The sequence below is a fragment of the Enterococcus sp. DIV1411a genome, assembly GCF_050531945.1.
Classification (GTDB): domain Bacteria; phylum Bacillota; class Bacilli; order Lactobacillales; family Enterococcaceae; genus Enterococcus_B; species Enterococcus_B faecium.
Map to the genome: position 1 here is coordinate 622,594 of NZ_CP172892.1, position 23,637 is coordinate 646,230.

24 protein-coding genes are annotated in these 23,637 nt (G+C 37.3%); 15 read left to right on the forward strand and 9 right to left on the reverse strand.

Translation table 11 applies throughout. The annotated features are described in order from the left end of the window. Positions 1-15 precede the first annotated feature (15 nt). On the reverse strand, positions 16-765 hold the full coding sequence (gene pnuC / locus IGJ87_RS02925) for a nicotinamide riboside transporter PnuC (RefSeq protein ID WP_002299958.1): 750 nt from the start codon (positions 763-765) through the stop codon (positions 16-18). Positions 766-1,096: 331 nt separating this feature from the next. Here pnuC and gloA2 point away from each other — a divergent pair, with 331 nt between their 5' ends. From gloA2 to IGJ87_RS02950, 5 genes are all read left to right on the forward strand, one after another. Next, positions 1,097-1,477, forward strand: coding sequence for an SMU1112c/YaeR family gloxylase I-like metalloprotein (gene gloA2, locus IGJ87_RS02930; RefSeq protein ID WP_002287076.1), 381 nt, complete (start codon positions 1,097-1,099; stop codon positions 1,475-1,477). A gap of 95 nt (positions 1,478-1,572) precedes the next feature. After that, positions 1,573-2,082 (forward strand): hypothetical protein, encoded by a 510-nt coding sequence (locus IGJ87_RS02935; RefSeq protein ID WP_089030381.1) that lies wholly within the window; start codon positions 1,573-1,575, stop codon positions 2,080-2,082. A 76-nt stretch (positions 2,083-2,158) separates the two neighbouring features. Continuing rightward, complete coding sequence (locus tag IGJ87_RS02940) at positions 2,159-2,338, forward strand: hypothetical protein (protein WP_002291570.1); 180 nt, start codon at positions 2,159-2,161, stop codon at positions 2,336-2,338. A gap of 54 nt (positions 2,339-2,392) precedes the next feature. Then, positions 2,393-2,959 carry a GNAT family N-acetyltransferase gene (locus IGJ87_RS02945; RefSeq protein ID WP_089030380.1) on the forward strand — a complete coding sequence of 189 codons (567 nt, stop codon included), beginning with the start codon at positions 2,393-2,395 and terminating at the stop codon, positions 2,957-2,959. Between the two features lie 640 nt (positions 2,960-3,599). Continuing rightward, positions 3,600-3,944, forward strand: coding sequence for a hypothetical protein (locus IGJ87_RS02950; protein ID WP_002325852.1), 345 nt, complete (start codon positions 3,600-3,602; stop codon positions 3,942-3,944). A gap of 219 nt (positions 3,945-4,163) precedes the next feature. On the opposite strand, the gene IGJ87_RS02955 is transcribed toward IGJ87_RS02950, so the two are convergent. Both IGJ87_RS02955 and IGJ87_RS02960 read right to left on the reverse strand, forming a co-directional pair. Further along, on the reverse strand, positions 4,164-4,679 hold the full coding sequence (locus tag IGJ87_RS02955; RefSeq protein ID WP_002291449.1) for an LURP-one-related/scramblase family protein: 516 nt from the start codon (positions 4,677-4,679) through the stop codon (positions 4,164-4,166). 25 nt (positions 4,680-4,704) lie between these two features. Beyond that, positions 4,705-5,574, reverse strand: coding sequence for a Cof-type HAD-IIB family hydrolase (locus IGJ87_RS02960; RefSeq protein WP_002287072.1), 870 nt, complete (start codon positions 5,572-5,574; stop codon positions 4,705-4,707). Between the two features lie 125 nt (positions 5,575-5,699). On the opposite strand from IGJ87_RS02960, the gene IGJ87_RS02965 reads away from it, so the two are divergent. The 4 genes from IGJ87_RS02965 (at position 5,700) to IGJ87_RS02980 (ending at position 8,626) form a co-directional block, all read left to right on the forward strand. Beyond that, complete coding sequence (locus IGJ87_RS02965) at positions 5,700-6,380, forward strand: uracil-DNA glycosylase (protein WP_002291446.1); 681 nt, start codon at positions 5,700-5,702, stop codon at positions 6,378-6,380. A gap of 152 nt (positions 6,381-6,532) precedes the next feature. Then, entirely contained in the window at positions 6,533-7,513 is a 981-nt protein-coding gene (gene pta / locus IGJ87_RS02970) for a phosphate acetyltransferase (RefSeq protein WP_002291445.1), read from the forward strand. A 122-nt stretch (positions 7,514-7,635) separates the two neighbouring features. After that, complete coding sequence (tsaE, locus tag IGJ87_RS02975) at positions 7,636-8,109, forward strand: tRNA (adenosine(37)-N6)-threonylcarbamoyltransferase complex ATPase subunit type 1 TsaE (protein WP_002323522.1); 474 nt, start codon at positions 7,636-7,638, stop codon at positions 8,107-8,109. Then, positions 8,102-8,626 (forward strand): GNAT family N-acetyltransferase, encoded by a 525-nt coding sequence (locus IGJ87_RS02980; protein ID WP_002287063.1) that lies wholly within the window; start codon positions 8,102-8,104, stop codon positions 8,624-8,626. Before tsaE ends, IGJ87_RS02980 begins: the two co-directional genes overlap by 8 nt. A 488-nt stretch (positions 8,627-9,114) precedes the next feature. Here IGJ87_RS02980 and IGJ87_RS02985 read toward each other — a convergent pair whose 3' ends face one another. Together IGJ87_RS02985 and IGJ87_RS02990 are read right to left on the reverse strand one after the other, a co-directional pair. Further along, on the reverse strand, positions 9,115-9,648 hold the full coding sequence (locus tag IGJ87_RS02985) for a 3'-5' exonuclease (RefSeq protein WP_002291442.1): 534 nt from the start codon (positions 9,646-9,648) through the stop codon (positions 9,115-9,117). A gap of 984 nt (positions 9,649-10,632) precedes the next feature. Continuing rightward, positions 10,633-11,385 carry an exodeoxyribonuclease III gene (locus IGJ87_RS02990; protein ID WP_002293820.1) on the reverse strand — a complete coding sequence of 251 codons (753 nt, stop codon included), beginning with the start codon at positions 11,383-11,385 and terminating at the stop codon, positions 10,633-10,635. A 112-nt stretch (positions 11,386-11,497) separates the two neighbouring features. On the opposite strand from IGJ87_RS02990, the gene IGJ87_RS02995 reads away from it, so the two are divergent. From IGJ87_RS02995 to IGJ87_RS03015, 5 genes are all read left to right on the forward strand, one after another. Continuing rightward, a complete protein-coding gene (locus tag IGJ87_RS02995) occupies positions 11,498-12,418 on the forward strand; it encodes a Gfo/Idh/MocA family protein (protein ID WP_002323385.1) in 921 nt (306 codons plus the stop codon). A gap of 72 nt (positions 12,419-12,490) precedes the next feature. Then, entirely contained in the window at positions 12,491-13,426 is a 936-nt protein-coding gene (gene murB, locus IGJ87_RS03000) for a UDP-N-acetylmuramate dehydrogenase (protein WP_002291437.1), read from the forward strand. Between the two features lie 297 nt (positions 13,427-13,723). Further along, positions 13,724-15,202, forward strand: coding sequence for a helix-turn-helix domain-containing protein (locus tag IGJ87_RS03005; protein ID WP_002323384.1), 1,479 nt, complete (start codon positions 13,724-13,726; stop codon positions 15,200-15,202). 266 nt (positions 15,203-15,468) lie between these two features. After that, positions 15,469-17,529 carry a bacterial Ig-like domain-containing protein gene (locus IGJ87_RS03010; protein ID WP_002325851.1) on the forward strand — a complete coding sequence of 687 codons (2,061 nt, stop codon included), beginning with the start codon at positions 15,469-15,471 and terminating at the stop codon, positions 17,527-17,529. Positions 17,530-17,611: 82 nt separating this feature from the next. Beyond that, a complete protein-coding gene (locus IGJ87_RS03015) occupies positions 17,612-18,181 on the forward strand; it encodes a GNAT family N-acetyltransferase (RefSeq protein WP_089030379.1) in 570 nt (189 codons plus the stop codon). A gap of 174 nt (positions 18,182-18,355) precedes the next feature. Here IGJ87_RS03015 and IGJ87_RS03020 read toward each other — a convergent pair whose 3' ends face one another. Next, on the reverse strand, positions 18,356-19,162 hold the full coding sequence (locus IGJ87_RS03020; protein WP_002323382.1) for a hypothetical protein: 807 nt from the start codon (positions 19,160-19,162) through the stop codon (positions 18,356-18,358). A gap of 137 nt (positions 19,163-19,299) precedes the next feature. Here IGJ87_RS03020 and IGJ87_RS03025 point away from each other — a divergent pair, with 137 nt between their 5' ends. Then, complete coding sequence (locus IGJ87_RS03025) at positions 19,300-20,814, forward strand: flavocytochrome c (protein ID WP_002323381.1); 1,515 nt, start codon at positions 19,300-19,302, stop codon at positions 20,812-20,814. A gap of 459 nt (positions 20,815-21,273) precedes the next feature. Here IGJ87_RS03025 and IGJ87_RS03030 read toward each other — a convergent pair whose 3' ends face one another. From IGJ87_RS03030 to IGJ87_RS03040, 3 genes are all read right to left on the reverse strand, one after another. Next, on the reverse strand, positions 21,274-22,257 hold the full coding sequence (locus IGJ87_RS03030) for an NAD(P)H-quinone oxidoreductase (protein WP_002323326.1): 984 nt from the start codon (positions 22,255-22,257) through the stop codon (positions 21,274-21,276). 4 nt (positions 22,258-22,261) lie between these two features. Next, complete coding sequence (locus IGJ87_RS03035; protein ID WP_089030416.1) at positions 22,262-22,909, reverse strand: NAD(P)-binding oxidoreductase; 648 nt, start codon at positions 22,907-22,909, stop codon at positions 22,262-22,264. A gap of 84 nt (positions 22,910-22,993) precedes the next feature. Next, positions 22,994-23,626, reverse strand: coding sequence for an ECF transporter S component (locus tag IGJ87_RS03040; protein ID WP_002287046.1), 633 nt, complete (start codon positions 23,624-23,626; stop codon positions 22,994-22,996). Positions 23,627-23,637: the final 11 nt, after the last annotated feature.

Below are 23,637 nucleotides of genomic sequence, written 5' to 3' on the forward strand. Positions count from 1 at the left end.
CCACGCTCAGTTTTTTTATGCGTGTTGTTGTGCGTTGTAGTATTCTTCTTCCATTTTTTGCATACGTTCACGTTCTTTTTGGTTATACCAAGGTGAAACGGTAAATGCAAGGACATCATTCAGCAAGTAAACAGAGCTGTTCACGAACATCGCCAAACTTGCAGATCCATGCGTAAATGAAATATACCAAAGGACCATTTGAGCAAGCCCTGAAGCTAACCACCAGTAATATTGGTTGTTGTAACGCAAGAAACTGATGATACCAGCAGTCAAGCTAATAGAAAAAGCAATGGCATCTACCCACGGCCGAGGATCATCTGTATAACGACCAATCAGGAATCCTGAAACAAGATAGACAAGGAAAGTACTGATGATTGCGATAAACCAGCTTTTTCCAGTGAATTTTCGGATTTTTGAAGCCATATTATGATTCCATTCTTTACTTAACAATACGGGGATATCCAATGTGATCATATAAGCAATCTGTTCACCGATACTTAAATAGTTCTTTGCTGAGAATCCAACGATAATAAAACAAATCGCAGACAAAATACCTAAAATACCGTTGACTGATTTTGCCGCATTGATGGATAAAATACACAATACACCAAGCGTGGTACCGATAAATGTAATAACGGCCAGCCAAGTGATGGGACTATTGACAAGAGTCATGACCTGACAGCCAAGACTGAAAAAGAAAAGATAATAATTTTGTTGCGGCCAGCCTTTTAGCTGATGAGCTAAAAACTGAAAATATGACTTCATGTATGAGGACTCCTTAAGACACTAAATGTAGTGTGTTCTGTATTTACTAACACAATCTATTGTATGCCTTTCTTAAAAAAAAACTAGTCTTTCAATTATAAATAATTTGTGTTATGATAATTTTCTGTTTGTTTTCTTGAAAATATAATTTCTTACTTTCATTTATTATATTGGGAACAGGAAGAGTGTCTTGGAGGACCTACTTTCTGTTTTTTTTTGCCTTTTTTCTTAATAAAAAGGAAAAACAGCTATTTTTTTCAATCTGACACATTTACAATGGAACTGGAGATTAATATAGATCCGAGCTTAAACGAAGAATAGGAGTGCTCATATGAACCTTACAACGATCCATCATATAGCCATCATTGTTTCAGATTATCAGAAATCACGTGATTTTTATGTTAATAAATTAGGATTTGAAGTAATCAGAGAAAATTACCGCAAAGAACGAGATGACTATAAATTAGATCTGAAACTAGGAAGTGCTGAATTGGAGATTTTTGGAATTGCTAATGCACCACAACGACCAAACTATCCAGAAGCTTGTGGCTTGCGTCATCTTGCTTTCAAAGTAGACGATATTGAAGAAACAATTGCAGAATTGCAGTCCTTAGGGATCGAATCAGAACCGATTAGAGAAGATACCTTTACAGGAAAAAAAATGACGTTTTTCTTTGATCCAGACGGATTGCCATTAGAATTGCACGAATAAAGATAACAAAATTGTCACTTTTTTTTCGTTTCATTCGATTTTTCATTCGTTCATTTCTTGATATTCTTTAAAAAAAAGAAACAGGAGAATGAAGAATGAAAAAAATGATGTTTGGTGTTGCTGCCCTCATCGTAATAGGGATTACCGGTATGACGGGACTGCTCAATGCCGCTTTTCACATGGATGATATTAGTGACCAGGAATATCGGATCTCATTGAAAAAAGCAGCAGCAATTGTAAAAAACGAAACAAAAGAACATAACATATCTGCTATTCATTTTGCAGTTGAAAAAGACTTGGATAATCCTACGAATGCAACATATGAATACCAGTTTTTTTGTGAAGGACAAGTCATAGCAGTCAATCCATCCACTGGGAAAACAACCGTACGAAATGACACGAAAAAGGCCGCAGAATATCTTTTTGATATAGAAAAAGCGGAAGAGTTCAAACAACCGCAAGCAGCGATGAAGGAAGCAGTCAGCTACTACGGGAAAAAAGCAAAAGTGAAAGAGTGGACACTTCTAGTCAAAGATGAACGTCCTTATTATAAAGTCCGATTAATAGATGGAGAACAGGACCGTCAGGTATGGATATCTGCATAGAAGAAGGATATTGCTTCTCTTTTTTTCAATATAAGAGTAAGCTAAGAGAGTAAAGATGAAAGGAAGTTGAGATAACATGGAAAAAATGAAATGCCCTAATTGCGGAAAAAAATTTGCATACGAAGAAGTCAATAATGTAGTCGAACATAATGATAAAGAAATGCCAGTCGTCTGCCCTTATTGCCGAACTGAAGCGGCAAGAATCGTTACTCATGGTTATTTCATTACTGAAAAGATTGAAGATTTTTTAAAATAACGATTTTGCGATTTCTTTTTCTGCATGTTAGAATGGAGAAAAGGAGAGGAAACTATGATTCGTTTTGCGAGAAAAGAAGATGCTCCAGAAATCGCCCCATTGATCTTAGTGATTCTAAAAGACATGGAATTGCCATTTTTGAAGCAGACAGGGGAACAAAAGACTTTAGAGATTTTAGAAGAAGCAATCACTGATCCAAATTATCGTTACAGTTATTCACGAGGTATCGTAGAAGAAATAGACGGTAAAGTTGCAGGAGTTGCTTACGGTTATACAGATGAAGAAGAATCAATCATCGATCAGCCACTGGTACCTATCTTAGAGAAATATCAGCTAGATGCGTCTACACGTTTGTTTATTGATAAAGAAACGTTTCCCGATGAATGGTATTTGGACTCTATCAGCGTATCAGAATATTTTAGAGGACAAGGCATCGGTTCACGGTTATTAGAAGCATTACCTAAATTGGCGAAGAAAGCTAATCGCTCCGTCATCGGTCTAAGTGTGGATGAAAAAAATCCAAAGGCTAAAAAATTATACGAACGCCATGACTTCAAAGTTGTCGGTCAGCGGATGATCAGTGGTCATCTTTATGATCATATGCAAAAGAAATTAAATTGATTTAAATTGTCAAATAGTGAAAAAATAATAATGGTGTAAAGAAGAATGAACGTTACTAAAAATTGAATAGGTTTTAATAAGGTTGTGACAGAAGTGGTCAGCTTCAAGAAATAAGAAGCTACTTCTGGAACACCGTGTATCAGAGGTTGTGAAAAAGCTGCCCTGCATCAAGTAATAAGAACAGCCAAATAAAAATAGCTCCTCCTATTTTTCGTTTGGTTGGGCTTATTACCGCAGATGCAAGCTTTTGAACACCGTTTATTCGAAATAAAGGACTGTGACACGATTTTTGTCACAGTCCTATTTGCTATCCGTTGTAAAACTATATTCGACTCCGAATGAATCTTTCAATCTTGTTTGGTTATCAGCTACCCATGTAAATTCCTTTTTGAATCTTTTCCGATTAGATAAGTTTTTTTATTATCAGAATCGATTTCCACTCTTCCATTTTTGACTTTCCTGTTGAAACTTTGCAGTAACTCTGGATTTTCAGTAGAAATAGTTTCGGAAGGAAAGTCTTCTTTAATCATTTCAGCCAGTAACAGTCGATCGGTTTCGCTTAACAATTTTGTTGGAGTATCACCATTCCTTACCTTTACCGATTCCTTCAAAAATAAATATCAGGAAGGAGATAATATAAGTGAAAAAATTTAAGAACTTATTTATTTTAATAATGGCTATATGGGGATTAACCGCTTTTTCACAAAAAATCCATGCTGATACAAATGATTTAAATGCTGAGCAAGTAATGAGTACTATCAATAGCAGAGGTAGTAAAGTTATCTACCACACAAGACGATCGGCTACTTTAAGCGGTCTAACAAATACAATTATATATAATGATGGTATTTATTGTGGGCAATTATATTTACAAACTTGGTCTTACGACAAAGATTTTGCTACAGGAAGATTTTGGTATGTAGGGATATATAGAGGAACAGTCAGATCGAATGGAGGATGTCCTATCGGACGATTAAAGTCTTAATATGTGTTATGAGAATATAGAAGGATAAAACAGCACTTTTTTAGTTCATCATCAAGAGTGTTTGAATACCTCCGTCTCGAAGGGAATTTTGGTATTTCCTATTTTTGATAAGAAATATTGGGAGTCGTTACTCGATCAAGTAACGACTCCCAATATCGTAGATTCTTAATTTTGACTTAGAGTTTGAGATTGTTTATTGTTAGCTTGCTTTCATTTTTTCTAGTTCACATCAAATCGATAGGATAAAGGCTTTTCTTTGCTTTTGTCTTTACGGTAGAGCCAGTAATCTAAAACCGCAGCAATACAAATACAAACTGGAGCATCTTCATCATTTGAGACATCCAATACATAGTAATCTCCTGAAAAAAGTGTTGCTTTATCCATTTTCATGATTTGCTGATTGAAATGATGGATTTGATATTGATGATTATAGATATCACCTTGGACTGTCCAGTGAAGTCTACGAATATAATAAAAATCACCGGGCCAATTGAATATTTTCTGCATGGTTCCCACCTTTTCGAACTCTTTATACAGCTCAAAACGCGTACCGAATGTCAGGCTTATCTGCTTGATGTGAGCAACGAGATCGCCATTCATGGCATAAAGAGACAATGCATCGCCCTTTGTTCCCCAGCGACCAACCATCAAAAACAGGGAATGTCCTTTTTCGTTTTTGACAATTGTCCGAGTTGCACGTCCAAGCTGTTTTTCCTGAATGAAAAATTCTGACATCTATATCCCTCTTTTCTAGATAAAACTACAAGTCTTCTGCAATCGCGCGCAATATGGCTTTTCCTACGCCAGATTCAAGGTTTGTGTCCGTTGTATATTTGGCATAATCTTTTACTTCGATTTCTGCATTTCCCATTGCGAAACTGACTCCTGCTACTTGCAGCATGCTGACATCATTGAAGTTATCGCCAATCGTCATGACTTCTTCTAAAGAAATCCCACGCTCGTGAGCGACATGGGCAACAGCAATTCCTTTTTGAGCGTTTTTATGGTTCACTTCGATATTGTTTTGACCAGAGGAAGTAACTGCTAGATCGCCTAAAAGAGAAATCTGCTTTCCAACTGGACCTAATACAGCTGGCCCTTCTGTATGAAAACAAATAATTTTTAAAACTTCCAGATTCTTTTCTTCCAAGATAGCACGAATACTGTCCACGTATGTGATGTGCAATAACTCCAGCTTAGCTGAGGCCATGGCAATCGCCATTTTATACGTAAGGTGAGGTAAATGGGTAGCCACCATGGAAGCAAAACTTTCGATTCGTTTCGCTTGATTTTCAGAATAAAGACCATCGTTGGTTGCTACTTCATAGTAAATACCGTTAGCATCTAGAATATCTAAAACAGAGATTGCTTGATTATTTGGAATCGATACGGTAAACAGTGAATTTCCTTCTTTATCAAATACCTGTGCCCCGTTCAAAGTGATCATCGCACAATCGATTCCTACCTCATCTAAAGCTGCGCGAGCTTCTTGATAGTTTCGACCAGTAGCGACCATGAACTCAACACCGGCATCATTTGCAAAACGTATCGCCTCGGCATTTTCAGGAGAAACACTCATATGGGCATCTAATAATGTGCCGTCCATATCTGATGCAATTAATTTGATCATAATGATTATCGTTCCTTTCTGCTTCTTGTTCCTAGTTTACCATATTAATCAAGTGCTGAGGGTGAAGATTGTCCCTTGTGATTGAAGAAAATGTGAGTTATTCTTTTTATTAGGAGGTGGAGGTTTTGAAAGAAATCATTCATAACAGTTGGCAAGAAGTTTTGTCCCCAGAATTTTCAAAAGATTATTATCTGCATCTAAGAGAATTTTTAAAAAAAGAATATGCGTCCCAAAAGATCCATCCAGATATGTATCATATCTATGAAGCATTGGAATTGACTCCTTATGAAGAAGTTAAAGTGGTGATTTTAGGACAAGATCCTTATCATGGAGAAAATCAAGCTCATGGCTTATCTTTTTCTGTGCAACCCGGCGTAAAGATCCCGCCATCGTTAAGAAATATCTATAAAGAGCTTAATGATGATCTTGGAATCGCACCTGTTCAACATGGAAATCTAGTGTCATGGGCTAAACAGGGAGTCCTTTTACTCAACACCGTTCTTACCGTTCGGGAAGGGCAAGCGTATTCTCATCGCGGGAAAGGTTGGGAAAGATTAACAGACACGATCATTGAAAAATTAAATGAACGGGAAAAACCAATCGTGTTTATCTTGTGGGGAAAACCGGCACAAGAAAAAATCAAAATGATCGATAAGAGTCGCCATATCATCATAACATCTCCACATCCCAGTCCGTTATCTGCAAGTCGTGGCTTTTTTGGTTCCAAACCCTTCTCGAAAACGAATGATGCGCTCCTTGCGTTAGGAGAAGAACCGATTGATTGGCAACTGCCTGAAACAGTGTAATAAAACAGCGCTTTCCTGTTATAGCGCAGTTCGCTATGTATGTGAAAAACTTAATTTTTCCAGCATTTTTGACTGATACAGATAAAATAAACTGTTCTTTTTTTCTGGAATAGTGTATGATAATACATATAAAAACGTCTGGAGGTCATCTTGTGGAATTGTTTGATAGTTTAAGATTTAAGATTGTTCGCCGTGGGATCAAAATCGTTTTCCCGGAAGCTACTGATGCTCGTATTTTAGGCGCAGCTGCCCGGTTGAAAGCAGAAGAACTTGTGGAACCTATTTTAGTAGGGAACGAAGAAGAAATAAGAAATGCAGCGCATGCCAGAGGAATCAAAACATCTAGCTTTACGATCATCAGCCCTGATAATTACGATAAGTGGGATGAAATGGTGGATGCTTTTGTTGAACGCAGAAATGGAAAGGCATCCAAAGAACAAGCAGAAAAGATTTTAAAAGATGTGAATTACTTTGGTACGATGCTTACGTATATGGGGATTGCAGACGGAATGGTCTCTGGAGCGATCCATTCGACTGGCGACACTGTTCGCCCAGCACTTCAGATCATCAAAACAAAGCCTGGCATCAGTCGGACAAGCGGAGCGATGATCATGGTACGTGGAAGAGATCAAGAAAAATATGTCTTTTCGGATTGTGCGATCAACGTGAATCCAACTGCGCAAGAATTGGCTGAAATCGCCGTAGATTCTGCAAAAACAGCAGAATTGTTCGATATCGAACCAAAAGTAGCAATGATGAGCTTCTCGACAAAAGGCTCAGCGAAATCGCCAGAAGTAGACAAAGTAGTTGAAGCAACTAAAATCGCTAAAAAACTAGCGCCACAATACATGATCGACGGCGAATTGCAATTTGATGCTTCTTATGTTCCTTCAGTTGCACAACTGAAAGCGCCAGATTCAGAAGTAGCTGGTCAAGCAACAGTCTTTGTATTTCCAGAATTGCAGTCAGGAAATATCGGCTATAAAATTGCTCAGCGTTTCGGTAACTTTGAAGCAATCGGACCAATTCTACAAGGCTTGAACAAACCGGTTTCTGATTTGTCTCGTGGAGCAAATGAAGAAGATGTATATAAATTATCGATTATCACAGCAGCACAAACATTGATTGATTAACAAATACACGCGAACTAGCCAAAAACAGCAGCTGCTGTTCTTGACTAGTTCATTTTTTCTTTAAAAAAACTTCATTACGCGATATACTGGCAAAAAGAAAGAAGAGCGGGAGAAGATGAAAAATGATCGAACTATCAGGATTAACAATGACAGAACAATTCGCAGAGGCAATTGGTCATTCCGCAATACCAGGTGACAATCTGATATTGACTGGTGATCTAGGTGCGGGTAAAACAACGTTGACGAAAGGAATTGCCCAAGGATTAGGGATAACGCAAATGATCAAAAGTCCGACATACACGATTATTAGAGAATATAGTCAAGGTCGGATTCCGTTGTATCATATGGATATTTATCGGGTAGCAGCTAGCGGAGCAGATTTAGGGTTAGATGAATATTTTGAAGGTGATGGGCTTTCCGTTGTCGAATGGGGAAATCTATTAGAAGAAGCACTGCCGGAGGATTATTTGGAACTGATTTTAGAAAAAAGTGATACAGATTTAGAAAAACGGTATGTGAAACTAATCTCATACGGGGAGCAAAGTGAAACCTTCAAACAGCGAATTCTAGAAAAATGGGCTGAAAATCATGAGTGAAGAAGTTGGGATCATCTTGCGGGAAGCAGTGCCAGGAGATGCAAAAGACATTCTTTTGATGATGGGACAAGTCAATAAGGAGACAGAATTTTTAGTTTTGGATGAAGCAGAACTCCTGTTACCACCAGAAACCTTAGAAGAAGAGTTGGATTATATATACGAAAGCAATAATAATTTATTGCTGCTTGCAATCTATGAAGGGACGATTATTGGAACAGCATCTGTCAAGGCAGACAGTCAATTTCGTTTGTCTCACGTGGGAGAAGTCGGTATCAGTATTCTGCAGGAATATTGGGGAATGGGACTAGGCACTCTTATGCTAGAAGAAATCATCAGTTGGGCGAAGGAAATGGGTGTACTTTTTCGATTGGAGCTTGACGTTCAAGTTCGTAATGAAAGAGCCGTACACCTTTACCGAAAAATGGGCTTCCAAATCGAAGCGGTCATGCCTAGAGGGGCAAGAACAGATCTAGGCGAATTTTTAGATGTATATAAAATGAGTTATTTGATTGAATAGAAGAAATAGGAAAAGAGTGAGAAACTGTCATCCTTTTGAGAAGGCAGAAAAACACACGAAGGGACTATGACAAAATACGTGTCACAGTCCCTTTTTCTGAATAAACGGTGTTCAATCAGCTAACCTTCGGTATTAGCTCAAAAAACAGCAAAATATGAGGAACTATTTTGCCGTTTGTTTCTCTAATACTCAGATCAAAACGCTGATTTCACAACCTCTTGGTAAACGGTGTTCAAAAGCTTGCATCTGCGGTAATAAGTCCAACCAAATGAAAAATATCAGAAGCTATTTTTGTTTGGCTGTTCTTATTACTTGATGCAGAACAGCTTTTTCACAACCTCTTCCTTATACGGTGTTCTCCTGCCAGCTCCTCGGTTACCAGTCACAATATTTAATAAACATGAGGAGCTATTTTTTGAAATTGCTCCTTGTGACTCGGAGTGAAACGGCAGGCTCACGACCTCTTTGTGTGTTTCATAAGTATTCTTTTACTTTATAGTCACAAGTTTTTTCAATGGATCTGTCCCGAATTTTTTTTCTTGATAAAGCAGGATTTCCGCACATGCACGACTATCTTCCAATGCATCATGGTGATGATCTAATTGGATGTTCAAATTTTCGCACACAGTGTTCAATCGATGATTTGGAAATTCAGGAAACAAGCGACGGCTACTTTTCACTGTACATAAAGAAAGATAATTAGGCTGTTCAAGATGATAATAATCTAAGCATCCCGCTAAGACCTTTGTATCAAAAGCAGCATTATGTGCAACGACTAAACGATTTTTTTGAAAATATGGTTGGATAGTTTGCCAGACTTCTGGGAATTTCGGCGCATTGCGTACGTCTTCTTGATGGATTCCGTGAATTTGGACATTTCGCCAGAAAAAAGGAGTCTCAGGCTGTATCAATGTATAGAATTCATCAACGATCTGGCTGTTTTTTACCATGACTAGCGCAAGAGAACAAGCACTATAAGGCTGATGATTGGCAGTTTCAAAATCCATGGCAACAAAATTCATTTCTGTAAAACCTCCTTGGGAAATTACTGTAACATACTTTTGAAAAAAGCAAATAAATTTAACAAAAAACATAGAATTTTTTATGTAATATTTGTTGAAAAAAGCTAGTTTTTGAACTTATTCCTTGTGATTTGGAGTTAGATAGGGATCATGAATTCTCGGTATTAAGCCAAATTTATGCAAAGTTGTGAGGAACCATTTTCAAAAAAATTTCTTACGACTCGAAAGTAGGCGACTTTTTCACAACCTCTCCACTAAACGGTGTTCAATCAGCTGACCCTCGGTATTAGCTCAAAAAATGGCAAAATATGAGGAACTATTTTTTCCATTTGTTTCTCTAATACTCAGGTCAGAACGCTGATTTTACAACCTCTCCACTAAACGGTGTTCAATCAGCTGACCCTCGGTATTAGCTCAAAAAATGGCAAAATATGAGGAACTATTTTTCCGTTTGTTTCTCTAATACTCAGGTCAGAACGTTGATTTCACAACCTCTCCACTAAACGGTGTTCAATCAGCTGACCCTCGGTATTAGCTCAAAAAACGACAAAATATGAGGAACTATTTTTCCGTTTGTTTCTCTAATACTCAGGTCAAAACGCTGATTTCACAACCTCTCCACTAAACGGTGTTCAATCAGCTGGCCCTCGGTATTAGCTCAAAAAATGGCAAAATATGAGGAACTATTTTTCCATTTGTTTCTCTAATACTCAGGTCAGAACGCTGATTTCACAACCTCTTAATAAACGGTGTTCAAAAGCTTGCATCTGCGGCAATAAGCCCAATCAAACGAAAAATATGAAGAGCTATTTTTGTTTGGCTGTTCTTATTACTTGATGCAGGACAGCTTTTTCACAACCTCTCGATAAACGGTGTTCAAAAGCCAGTTTCTCGGTATTAAGCCAAATTTATGCAAAATGTGGAAAGCCATTTTCACAAAATTTTTCTTAATACTCGAAACTAAACGACTTTTTCACATCCTCTTTATTTCAAATCTAATTCTACTGGACAATGATCACTGCCCATAATGTCCGTATGGATCTTTGCATCAGCTAGTCTTGGCTCTAAATCTTTGCTCGTCAAAAAGTAATCGATCCGCCAACCAGCATTGTTTTTTCTTGAATTGAATCGGTAGTTCCACCAAGAGTAGACACCTTCCTGGGTTGGATAAAAATAACGGAATGTATCGATAAACCCGTTATCCAACAGTCGAGAAAGAGCCGCTCTTTCTTCTGGAGTGAATCCAGCATTTTTTTGATTCGTTTTCCAGTTTTTCAAATCAATCTTTTGATGAGCGACATTTAGATCCCCACACACGATGACTGGTTTTTGTTTTTTTAGATTTTCCAAATAATTATAAAAGGCTTCTTCCCATTCTAATCGGTAATCTAAACGTTTTAATTCGCTTTGAGAATTTGGCGTGTAACAGGTTACAAGAAAGAAATCGGAATATTCCAAAGTAATCAGACGGCCTTCTGTATCATGGATATCGATACCCATTCCGTAAGTGGCATTCAATGCTGGTTTTTTAGCAAAAATCGCTGTGCCGGAATAGCCTTTTCGTTCTGCGTAATTCCAATATTGATAATAACCTGGAAGATCTAAATCAATTTGTCCTGCTTGGAGTTTCGTTTCCTGCAGACAGAAAAAATCGGCGTCTAACTCATGAAAAACTTCTAAAAAATTTTTATTTACGATGGCACGAAGCCCGTTTACGTTCCAAGAGATAAATTTCAATAAAAGCACACTCCTTCGAATTAATTTCCTTACCTTTGCGATACTATTGTACCTCATTTTAGTAAAAAATGGTGTAAGATGAAAGTAACTAAATGATCCAGGAGGAAAGTCGATGAAGATTGGTGTAATCGGTGTAGGGAATATCGCAGAAAAAGCATATTTACCAACTTATGCGAAAAAACAAGGAACACTTGATTTTTATTTTGCAACAAGAAATAAAGAAACAAAAGAAAGAATTCAAAAAGAGTACGGGTTCCAACATCTATATGAAACGATCGATGAGCTTTTAGAAGAAAAAATCGAAGCATGTATGATCCACGCAGCAACAAAAGTACATTATGAATTAGCCAAAAAATGTCTAGAAAATGGTATCCATGTTTATATTGACAAACCACTGAGTGTCCATCTAAATGAAGTTCGTGAATTGCAAGAATTAGCTGATAAGAACCAAAAAATTTTGATGATCGGTTTCAACCGGCGCTTTGCTCCTATGGTAGAAGAATTGAAATGTATCCCAGATAAGCGGTTGATCCACCTGCAAAAAAATCGAATAGCGGCAAAAGAAACGACAGAATTCGTCCTTTATGATTTGTTTTTACATCTTATTGATACAGCGGTGTATTTATTGGATGAACCCATTTTGAGAACAAAATACCAGATAAGAGAAACAAAAGAATTTTTGGAATATGCCATTTTACAATTAGAAACACAAAATCAAACGGCTATTTTAACGATGGATTTAGCAAGTGGCGCTAATATAGAAAAATATCAAGTAACAAGTAAAAATGGTACTTATGAAGTAAACGATCTGACCCAGCTTGTCATTCAAGATGCTGATGGAAAAAAAGTGAAAGAATTTGGCGACTGGACAAACACGCTAGTCAAACGCGGGTTTGAGCCAATGGTAGAGGCCTTCTTTTCTCAGATCCGTTTAGGTAAATCGGAAACAGAAATGCTTAAACAAAAAGAAGTTGTAAGAAGTCATGAATTATGTGAGGAAGTGCTTAAAGATCACTACCGTCATCAACTTTGAACAAGACTGGCAAGATTGTATTAAGCGTGATAGAATAATGAGGACGTTTGAGAAAAGAAAGGAAAATCCTCAGTGAATAAAGAAGAAATAGTTGAAAGCTTAGCCACGATTACTTTATTGTTTGATGAACCATTGATGAACTATACGTTTACGAAAACAGGCGGACCAGCTGATGTCCTTGCATTCCCGAAAAAGCAAGACGAAGTAAAGCAAATCATCGATTATTGCCGAATCCATGATATACCTTGGATGGTATTAGGAAATGCAAGCAATCTGATCGTTCAAGATGGCGGGATTCGCGGTGTAGTCATCATGCTGACTGAAATGAAACAGATTCATGTCAAAGGAACGATGGTCATTGCGGAAGCAGGTGCCTCACTGATTGATACGACTTATGCAGCTTTGGCAGAATCATTGACTGGATTTGAATTTGCTTGCGGCATCCCGGGAAGTGTCGGTGGAGCGGTTTATATGAATGCAGGTGCGTATGGCGGAGAGATCAAAGATGTTTTTGCTGAAGTGGATCTTTTGCTTGAAGATGGAACATTGAAAACTTTGACAAAAGACGAAATGGTATTTTCTTATCGTCACAGTAAAGTCCAAGAATTACGTGCTATCGTATTGGAAGCTCGATTCAGTTTGCAAACAGGGGATTATGAAGCAATCAAAGCAAGAATGGATGAGTTGACCGAATTGCGTCAATCAAAACAGCCATTAGAATACCCTTCATGCGGAAGTGTCTTTAAGCGCCCAGTAGGACACTATACAGGTCAGCTGATCCAACAAGCAGGATTGCAAGGCCTGAAATGGGGCGGTGCACAAGTCTCTGAAAAACATGCTGGATTCATCGTCAATATTGATCATGCGACAGCGACAGATTATATTGAATTGATTGCGCACATCCAAGAAGTAATCAAAGAAAAATTTGATGTGTCTTTAGAAACAGAAGTGCGGATCATTGGAGAAAAACAAGCAATATCAGAAACAAGCAGAAGTTTAGCCAATTAATAAGTAATGGAACTTAAAATAAGTAAAAGAGCAGGACGGTGGCCGCCCTGCTCTTTTTTGTGGTTGTTTACGCAAATGGCGCAAATCTTGTACATTTTAACACAATAAAACAAAAAATATAGAATATTTCCTCATAAATTTTTCCATTTTTTGCAATATTCTCAAAAAAAAGATAAAAAATGAGAATAACTGATGAAAAAACAAGCATAATCCATCATAAAATCAGTATAGGTGAAAAGATGAACTTTCATCTGCATATCAAGTAATTGGTATGAGGCATTTTTTGAGGTGTAGGATATGAAGTTGGATTACCTTATAGAAGAGGAAGATAGAGAAAAACTGCTGCTAGCTAGATATTTAGAATTTGAGAAAAAGAATTATGTAGTGCTACCTAAGTTATATGAAACATTAGGTTTGTCTAAATTTAAAACAAGAAATTATATCATAGAATTAAATAAAGAATTTACTGAATTCAAAACAAAGCCAGAGATCCAAATTTCAGAAGAAGCAGAGATCCATGTCGAACGTCTGAATTTGACGGATATCAAAAATTTAAGAAGAATCTACTTTCAACGATCAAAAATTGCTCGACTGTTAACGGAGATCGTGGATTCAAAAGTAACGATCGAAAAATTTGCAGAGAATCATTTTTTAAGCATATCAAGAGCCTATGTAAAAAGAAGAGAATTAGTCTCTTTTCTTGAACAGCATCAAATAAAGTTAAAGAAAAACATATTAGTTGGGGAAGAAATAAACATACGGAACGTATTATTTGGGGTATATTTCGGGGTCTTTAATGGTTTTTCTATGCCATTTAGAGAAAGCGTCATGAATGAAGCAAAGAGTATCGTGCAATATTTTGAATATCTGTTCAATTTAAAACTGTCTGCAACAAAACGAATCAAATTCAATTTGCTAACCACTATTAGTTTGTTGAGGGCCTATGGGAATCAACCAATCGGAAAACGTTTCTTTTCAGATGAATACTTTAAGAGCTCAGAAGGAATGAAGATCATCAAGGATTTATCACATATTTCTTTTTTTCATATCCCTAAAGAGCAGATCATTGATGAGATTTCTTATATCATGTTGTTTTTGATCACGGAAGAAGAATTTGAATTAGATGGCGCATTTGGACTTGCGGAAGCTCATTTTCATGATATCCACATGATTAGTCAAAAAATGTCAGTGGAATTGATTGATCAATTACCATTTTCGATTGAAATCTCTGAAGAAGAAAGACTATATATACGAAAAGAACTTCGTATGGGTATGATGCATGTCAATCGAAAAAATTGGATATTCGACTTTGAGATGACTAGCTTTACGTCTAAAAAGCAGCTACAGTTTTTCTTCGAGACGTATCCAATATTCAGTACAGCAATCCAAAAGGTCATACAAGAGAATAAACGCTATTTCTTGGGAAAAGATGAACGTTTCATGATTCGCTTATTTTATGATTATCTCTTTTTATTGGTCGGTATTTGTCCGGTATCATATTTTGAAGCACCGATTCATGTCTGTATTGATTTTTCGCAAGGATCTGCTTATACCGATTACATTATTTCTCAAGTGAAAGGATTTAAAAATTACAATATTGTGATTGAGAGTCGAATCACTTCTCGTACGAATATTTATTTATCTGATTGTTTACTTGAAAAATTTAATAAAGAACAGATAATTTGGAAAAATCCACCGACTCCAGATGACTGGGAATATTTTGGAAATATCATCATCAGAGAAAAAAATAGACATTTAACTGAAAAAATCAGCTAGTATTTATGGATGGCAGCTTTGTCTCACATATTTATTAGCTGATTTATGTTTTTTTCAAAGAAAAGGTAACTAGATATAACTAGATATATTACTTAACAAAATTAAAAATTACATAAGTTATTATTCCGATTTTCTTGAAACAATAAAAAATCAAAAAAAATACTCTCCTAATAGTCCATCTTTTTTTGATTTTATTTATATAATGAAATCATCTTATGAAAATTACTACTTCATGTTTAGACAAGAGTAGGGAGGACTAAGAATAAATGTGTTCAAAAAGACGTTCAAAACAACTAAATAAACACGCTTGTCGTTTAGATAAGGAACGGTCGTGTTCTGAAAAACACTACGTTAAGTTTATGATGCGCACGATGCTGATCAGTTTATCTGTAGGTGTCTATATGCATGTACCCGTTCAGGCAACGGCACAAACCATCAAGGTCGTACGTACCTCTGTTTCTGAGACCACTGATTCCCCTATCACTATTACTCATACTTTCACTGATGCAAATGGAAAACAGCTACTTCCTGCATTGACTTCCTATAATAAAGTCAGTTATCCTCCAACGATAAACCACTACTGGTTAATTCCTAACAAAACATTATGGACATCGGAAACCGGAAGCAGTGTGCCGCTTTCTATCTTTTCCGATATGACTGATCCTACAAAAGGTGATCAGTTAAAACAGATCACTGATATTTTGAATCATGCTTTGACAGATATAAAGAACGGTGGAAGCGCACAAGTTTCTTATGTATATGAAAAAGATTATTCACAGTTTGAAGGAAAGAAAATCGATGTTCTGGCAGGGACAAAAGTTTCGATATCTGATCTGGTAGAAAGGCTGAAGAACGCAGATGGAACACAAGGAGATATGTCCAAAGTAATTTCAAACAATGGGAATATCGTGGATACGACTAATACAGGAACATCTACTATTTCCTTGTCCTATTTTGATCCAATTGCTTTAAAAACAATGACTGCATCTGCTGTGATCCATGTTCGTGCTGATCAAACAGCTATCAAAGGAAAAGATCTTCACTTAAGAACAGGAGAGAGTTACGCCCCTAAAGATCTTGTTGAATATGTAACAAAAAGCGATGGAACTTCAGGAAATAAAGAAGAAATCAAAATGAACGGGACAGTAGATACTACAACTCCGGGAGAATATCCCGTTGTATTAACTTATATAGACTCGAAAACATCAAATGTGGCAGAAACAACAGCTGTAGTTTATGTAGAAGCATCTGCTGCTTCATCGACTGTCATCACTCATTTTATAGATAGTCAAACAAATAAAGAACTTCAAGCAGAAACACATATGAGTAGTGTAAATCGTATTCCTGATTTGCGCCTACCTGCTGAATTTTCTGATCGAGTGCCAAATATAGATTTATCGACTTATGAACAAGACGGAAAAGTCACTTCTATTTCTGATTGGATGCAAGCAAACGGATTAGACAGAAAAAGTCACTGGTCGGAGATCCTTGAAGTACTTCACTCAGAACTGATGAATAACAGGAAGCAATCAGGAGGGGAAATTACCTTTACTTATGTTTATATACCAGACAATCGTTCATTAGAAGGCCATGATCTTATTGTTCATCCAAACGAAAAAATAAACAAAGAAGAGTTGATCCAATCAGCAACAAATTCCTTAGATAAACCCGTACCGTTAAAGGATGTATCGGTTACAATCAATGAAGTACCATTGGAGGATGGTTATTTGACCAAACAAACAGGTGATTTTACGATTATGTATAGTTATCATGACCCGTATTCACTCCAAGAACTCCATGCTCAGTCGCTTTTACACGTTTTACCATTAAAAAAACAGATAAGACAAAAAGAACAAAAAAAACAAGAAGAAAACTTGTCAGAAAAAAAACAACAAATGGCTCATGCAGTTTCTCCAACAGGGGAAGCAAAGCAAACAAGAAATTTACAGCCAGCAAGAATATCTAGAAAAATCTCAGAATCTAATAAAACGATAAGGCAAGAAGCTCATTTGGCCTCACAAGTTTCTGGATTGGAAAATGAAATTTTAGAGCCTAAAATAAAACAACAATCAGAAAAAGAATTTGTTGCTAAACAGTCGGCAGATCAGAATGAATCAGATGACCAGAAGGAAACGAAGAAAAAACGCTTGTCAACTATTGATTCCACCGATGAGCATCTGCAGCCGCAAGTACCACTTCCTAGTCCGGGAACACCCGCACCTGGTGGAGGTATTCCTTCTTCTGCTTTAGGAGATTTCATGCGAGGTATGGCAGGAACATGGGTATACGCTAATCGAAATGAATTTGGCGCAGATGACTGGTTCTGATTTATATCTCTATCTGTTATAGTCAAATAAGTAGCTGAGTCATATGTTATTTGGCATAATGGAGACGAGGAGGGATAGAAAAATGTTAGATAAAACGTTACCTTACGCAGAAATCTGGATGACAAGACCACTTCAACAAAATGTTCCAATCACGCCTTTAGCGGAAGGTTTTGAATTTCGATTTGATCAAAAAGAAGATGAATCTGCTTGGGCGGAGATTGAGACTTCCGTTGGGGAATTTCAAACGACAGATGAAGCACTTGAGTATTTTCAACAAAACTTTGCTCCTTATCCTGAAGAACTTGAAAGAAGGATGTTTTTTGTAGAGACAAAAAAAGGAGAAAAAGTAGCAACCTGTACCGCTTGGCGAAAAAAATCAAGAGAGCAAGTGTATCCGGTTTTTCATTGGTTAGCAGTGAAACCAGATTACCAAGGAAAAGGGCTCGCAAAAGCATTGACTGCCAGAGTCTTGCAAGAATTTCCTACCCTCCATACGGACGGACCAATCTATCTTCACACACAGACATGGAGCCATCAGGCGATTGCTCTTTATAAAAAAATGGGTTTTACTTTTATTGCTGAAAATCTAGACGGCACACCTAATCCAGATTATGAAAAAGTTATGCAGGTTTTAAGTAAATTAGATAAATAACGAAATGGTGAAATAAGTCCTCAGTATTGGGATAAAAAACGAAATAGTCATTCCTCATATCTTACTTTTTTGAGTTAATACTATCGGATAACTAATGGCATGCCATACATTCAAAAAAGAAGGGGCAGTGACAAAAGTATTGTCACTGCCCCTTCTCTTGTTTTTTAGCATGTTTTATCGTTTGATTTTTTTAGGAATAAAATTCTTGATGAACGTAAATTTTTGGTAATCGTTTCGACTATAGAGGTAACCAAATACACTGAAAACAACTGCTCCAATAAAATTAACAAATAAATCCTTCATAGTATCCATGATTCCCACGTCTAAGTAACCATTTTGGATGATTGTTTTATCTGTTTTACCATCTGCATTTTGACTTTCAATGATTGTCCGAGTGATATCTGGAACATGATAGACAGTGTTTCCGTCTTTACTTAACTCCACACTATTGATTTGCTGGATGATCGTATCTTTTTGCATATCGAATTGCAGTAATTTATCTGCTGAAAATTCCACAAACTCCCACATAACACCAACTGTCATCGAAAAACAGAAGGAAACAACTGCTAGTAATAAAGGAGTCAAGTTCATGGTTTTTGTATTTTTATTGAGCAAATAAACAAGGGAAAAGCCGACACCCCCAGCTAAAAATCCGCTGAATGCATGTAGAAAAGTATCCCACATTGAAAAATAGCCATAAAAATCACTTAACTCTCCTAAAACTGTTGAACTAAAAATAAAAGATAACAAAATGATTTCTAGCATATTTGGAATCTGTATCTTTAATATCTTTTCTAGGAAATAAGGAATTTCAAACAAAATCAGTGTCAATAATAAAAGCATCGTATTTCCCCAATGTTGGTTCCAAATCTGATCAGCCAACATAATAACAACGATGATACGTAATAAAATATAGATTCCATTTGTGATTCTGCCAGCAGTTTTTGTACTGTTCGTAAAAAAGGTTTTCAAATGATTCATAAAATAACTCCTTCATGTATATCCTTAATTATACTAAGAAGCGTGTGTTTACCAAAGCTATATGACTTAAAGAAAAACAGAGTTGATATTGTGAAAAAAATCACTTAATATAGTATAAGGAGAAAAGGGGGATACAAATGAAAAAATTAGTTGCTGGTTTATTAACAGCCGTTGCACTTCTTGCTATGAGCGCATGCGGCGCAGATCAGAAAAATACAGCGCAGACAAGTTCTAGTACGAAGGAATCTGCCGAAGTATCATCAGGCGCTTCTGAACAAGTATATACAGATCCAAAAGAAATGAAAGAATCTTATGATGTCGTGATTATTGGAGCTGGTGGTGCAGGGATGGCAGCAGCTATCGAAGCAAAAGATGCTGGGTTGAATCCAGTAATTTTGGAAAAGATGCCTGTTGCCGGAGGAAACACATCTAAATCATCAAGCGGTATGAATGCTTCAGAAACAAAATTTCAAAAAGAAGAAGGAATCAAAGACTCGAATGATGCCTTCTATGAAGAAACGCTAAAAGGTGGTGGAGGAACGAATGATAAAGAAATGCTTCGATACTTTGTCGATCACTCTGCTGATGCGGTCGATTGGCTAGATCAAAACGGTATCAAACTGGACAACTTAACGATCACTGGAGGGATGAGTGAAAAGAGGACACATCGTCCGTCTGATGGCTCGGCTATTGGTGGATACTTAGTGGAGGGGTTATTGAATAACGTCCATGAGCGGGAAATCCCTATTTTTGTCAACGCAGATGTGACAGACATTAAGAAAAATGGGGAAACGGTCAATGAAGTGACTGTACATGTTCAAGGAGAAGAACCAAAAGAGGTCACCGGAAAAGCAATCGTAGTTACCACAGGCGGTTTTGGTGCCAGCAAAGAATTTATTGAAAAATATCGTCCCGATTTAGCTGATTATATTACGACAAATCAAGAAGGATCAACTGGAGATGGTATCACCATGATTGAAAAATTAGGTGGACAAACCGTTGATATGGATAAAATACAAATTCATCCAACTGTGCAGCAGGATGAGGGGGTCTTGATTGGTGAGGTTGTTCGCGGAGAAGGAGCAATCTTGGTCGATCAAGAGGGGAAAAGATTTGTCAATGAAATGGATACAAGGGATAAAGTATCTGCAGCAATTACAGCATTGCCTGAAAAATCAGCTTATTTGATTTTTGACCAAGGCGTGCGTGATCGTGCCACAGCTATTGAATTTTATGACCAAAAAGGATATGTCACAACTGGAAAGACAATGGAAGAATTAGCAGAAAAAATCGATTTACCAAAAGAAATACTAGCAAAAACAGTTGATGGATGGAATACGGATGTTGCGGAGAAAAAAGATGCTCAATTCAACCGTGCCACAGCCATGGAACATGACTTATCGTCTCCGAATTATTATGCGATCAAAATCGCACCAGGAATCCATTACACGATGGGCGGTGTGAAAATCAATACGAACACTGAAGTATTAGATAAAGAAAACCAGCCAATTAGGGGGTTATATGCTGCTGGTGAAGTCACAGGTGGCTTACATGGAAACAACCGGATCGGTGGAAATTCAGTTGCGGAGATCATTATTTTTGGGCGACAAGCGGGCATACAAGCAGCTCGATTTGCTTCGGAAAATGAATGAAATAGAACGTAAATAAAAAGAGGTTGTGAAATCAGCGTTTTGACCTGAGTATTAGAGAAACAAACGGCAAAATAGTTCCTCATATTTTGCCGTTTTTTGAGCTAATACCGAGGGTCAGCTGATTGAACACTGTTTAGTGAAGAGGTTGTGAAAAAGCTGCCCTGCATCAAGTAATAAGAACAGCCAAGTAAAAACAGCTTCTTATGTTTTTAACTTGGTTGGACTTATTACCGCAGATGCAAGCTTTTGAACACCATTTGTTCGGAAAAAGAGCGTGAGACAAAAGTGTTCTTTACTTTTGTCCCACGCTCTAAACACGTATAAACGGCGGAAGCAGAAGCAACTCCTTTGGAAATTAGCTGGAATTCACAAAAATTTGAAAAGCAATTTTCGTGAATTTCTTCTTATTTCTTGGAGTTAAACGCTTCTGTCCCAGCCTCTTTTTTGATCAGCATGATTTTATTCAGTTATCTTCAAAATGATTTTTCCGATGTTTTTGTTTGCTTCCATATATTCATGCGCTTGTTTGACTGCGCTGAATTGGAATGTACGGTCAATGATTGGCCGAATCTTGCCATTTTCTAGAAAAGGCCCAGCTTTTTGCATAAAAGTTTGTGCGAGCTCTGCTTTATACTGATCACTTCTAGGTGTCAATAATGTACCAAGCAGTTGGACACGTTTCCCAATCAATACACCAAGGTCTATCTCAGGCACGATGGTCCCACCTAGCATACCAATCAAGACCCAACGTCCATCAACGGCTATAGAAGCTAAATTCTTTTCCCAGTAAGAAGCGCCGATGAAATCCAAAATAACATCGATTCCCCGACCTTCAGTGATTTTTCGTACCTCTTCTTGAAAGTCTTGTTTTTTATAGTTGATCAATTCATCTGCACCAAGTTCTTTACAAAAGGCGAGTTTTTCTTCTGATCCTGCAGTAACGATGATTTTCGCGTGAGAAAGCTGTCTAGCTAATTGGATCGCTGCTGTTCCCACACCACTTGCTCCTGCATGGATCAAGACAGTTTCGCCTTCTTGTAATTTTCCAAGCCAGTAAAGTGTTTGATAAGCAGTCAAAAAAACTTCTGAGATTCCAGCAGCAGAAACATAGTCTAGCGTATCAGGGAGAAGGATTGCACGATCGGCAGGCATCACAGCATATTCGGCATAACCACCTAGATTGACTAATCCGTATACTTTTGTCCCAGGAGTAAAAGTGGAGATATCACTTTTATTCTCAACTACCTCTCCAGCTACTTCGACTCCCAAAATAGGGTAGGGAGGTTTCAAAGAGACTGATTCTCTTTTCATAATATCTGTTCGATTGACAGCTGCTGTATGGACTTTGATCAGTAATTCGCCTTGTTTTGGTTTAGGAACAGGCACTTCAATTTGTTCTAATACATCTACAGAACCAGGATGCTTGATTGAAATGGCACGCATGGATCTATCCCTCCTTTGCCCATTCTTGGAATGCTGTATTCAACTCTTTGCTACCTTCAGAAAGTACTAGAGTCGTACGAGAAATATCCGTTTCTTCCACTAGAGCGGCAAGTACAGCAGCAACTGTAGAGCGAGTGATCGTTTTTGATGCCTTCTCATTAGGCTTAGTTAATTGAATGGAAGTAACTTCTTCATCGTTAGTCAATGTGACTGGTTGAAGAATGACAAAATCTAAGTTAGTTCGTTTCAGCCATTCATCTGCATAATGTTTAGTAATATAATAATCTGTCATGGACTCAGGCCATTTTGCTGGTTCATCTGCATAAACAGCACTGACCATCAGATAGCGAGAGACATGCGCATTTTCAGCTGCGATCACTGTTTTGATTGTGCCATCCAAGTCTACTTGCAGAAGATTCTTTCCTTGAGAGCCGGCAGCAAAAATTAATACATCGATGCCTTTGAATGCTTCGGTCATTTTTTCCACGGACCAAGTTAAATCAAAAGAGACATACGAAACATTCTCTTTTTTTACTAATGTTTGGGAAGCGACATCTCTCACCCCTGCAAAAATTTCATGGGAACTTGGAGCTAAATCTTTTATCAGGTGTCGGCCAATTTGTCCGTTTGCACCTACAACAAAAATTTTCATTTGGATCATCCTTTCGACGTCAAATCTTTCCATTCAATAGTAACACCAAAAGAGAAAAAAATCAGAGATCGGCTACGATGACTATCAGTTAGTAAGAGAAGGGTGCTTGAAGTATCTTAACAAGACATTGCATACTGCTGCAGTCGCAAGACCTGCGACGATTCCTTCAGGTATACCACTTGTAAAAATAACCGCTAGAATAGCTGAATAAACAGCATTTAAATTTGTTCCGATGACTTTGGCATAATCTTGCTGGAATAAAAAGTAGATCATATTCATCACTAAAATCGTATTGGTCAATGAACCGGAAAGTCCAGCTAAGAATAAAGAAACGGAATCTGCTTTTTGTTTCATTAGTTTGCGCAGACCTTTATAAACGAAATAAGGAACCACCCCAATCAAGATACGAGGAATAAACGCGATCAGCAAGGCTTTCCAGCTTCCATGTTCTGTTCCGATGACTGGGATAAACGGAGAAAAGACAAAAGACAAAGGTGTTTGGATAACTGTGCTACGGATCATGCTGATCAGTCCAAATGTACCGCCAAGAAAAGCACCTAGTCTTGGTCCTAAAACGATCGAAGCAATGATTACAGGAATATGCATGGTTGTTGCATTGATTGGACCGATAGGGATAAAACCTAAAGGCGTAACAGCTAATAAAATCAAAATAGCTAAAAACATCGCAGTTAATGTAAAGTTTTTTGTATTTTTCATAAGTACTCCTT